At 76.2% G+C, this 1,037-nt stretch carries 1 pseudogene; it reads right to left on the bottom strand.

Annotated features, from left to right (window positions below):
• A pseudogene (locus ND747_RS16465) lies at positions 1–929 on the bottom strand (chromosome segregation protein SMC); the annotation flags it as partial.
• Positions 930–1,037: the final 108 nt, after the last annotated feature.

Below are 1,037 nucleotides of genomic sequence, written 5' to 3'. Positions count from 1 at the left end.
GCGGCGGCCCGCGCGGCCCGTTCCCCGGCCGCCGCCCGGACCAGTCCGTCGGCCCGGCCCTGCAGAGCCCGCGCACGCTCCTCGCTGGTCCGCACCGACAGTCGGGCTTCCACCTCGGCGGCCCGCACCGCCGAGGTGGCGGCCACGAGCCGGTCACGCTCCACGGAGGATCGTTCGTCCACCTCGGGTTGCGCCGAGGCGGTCGCGAGTGCCGCCTCGAGCTCGTGCAGTGCGCCGTAGGCCCGGTCGCGGGCGCTCTCCGCCCGGGTCCGGGCCTGCTCCAGTCGGATCACCTCGGCGCCGGCTGTGCCCCTGGCCCGCTCGAGCTTGGCCATCTGCTCCCGGAAGGCACGGGAACGCGCGTCGGCCCCGTGCAGCGCGGCCGAGGCCGCGTCGATCTCCGCCCGCGTCCGGGCGACCTCGGCCCGAGCCGGCTCCAGCGCCTCATGGGCGAGCTCGGCCCGGCGGCTCGACTCGTCCACCCCGGCCTGCGCCTCTTCGGCCGCGGCGGTCAGTTCGATCGCGCTCGGTGGATGCGCGCTGCCGCCCACCGCCATGGCGGGGCCGAGCAGATCGCCCTGCCGGGTGACCACCCGCAGATCCGGGCGGCGTTCGAGGACCGCACCCGCGGCCGATAGATCCGCGACGAGGACGGTGGCGTCGAGCAGGGAGTTCACCGGGACCCGGAACCGCTCGTCGACGATCTCCACCAGGTCCACCAGCCGCTCGCAGCCGGGCGGCAGGGCGTCGGCGCCGGGGTCGAGGGCGGTGCCGGCGGCGGCAGACGCGGTGACCAGGGTGGCGCGGCCGGCATCGGCATCACGCAGCCAGGCGAAGGCGGTGCGCACATCCTGCGTCGAGGCGACGAGCAACGCGTCGGCGGCCGGGCCGAGCGCGGCGGACACGGCGACCTCGGCACCGGTACGCACCCGCAGCACGGCCGAGAGCCGTCCGACCGGTGTGAACGTCGGGTCGAGATGTGCACGGCCGGGACCTGCGTTACTTCGTGGCAGTCGCCGAGGAGCAGAGTTTCACCC

Source organism: Frankia sp. R82, assembly GCF_023716925.1.
In the GTDB taxonomy this organism is placed as follows: Bacteria; Actinomycetota; Actinomycetes; order Frankiales; family Frankiaceae; genus Frankia.
Note: the sequence above shows the minus strand (reverse complement) of the source record. Positions and strands in the feature narration are given on the sequence as shown.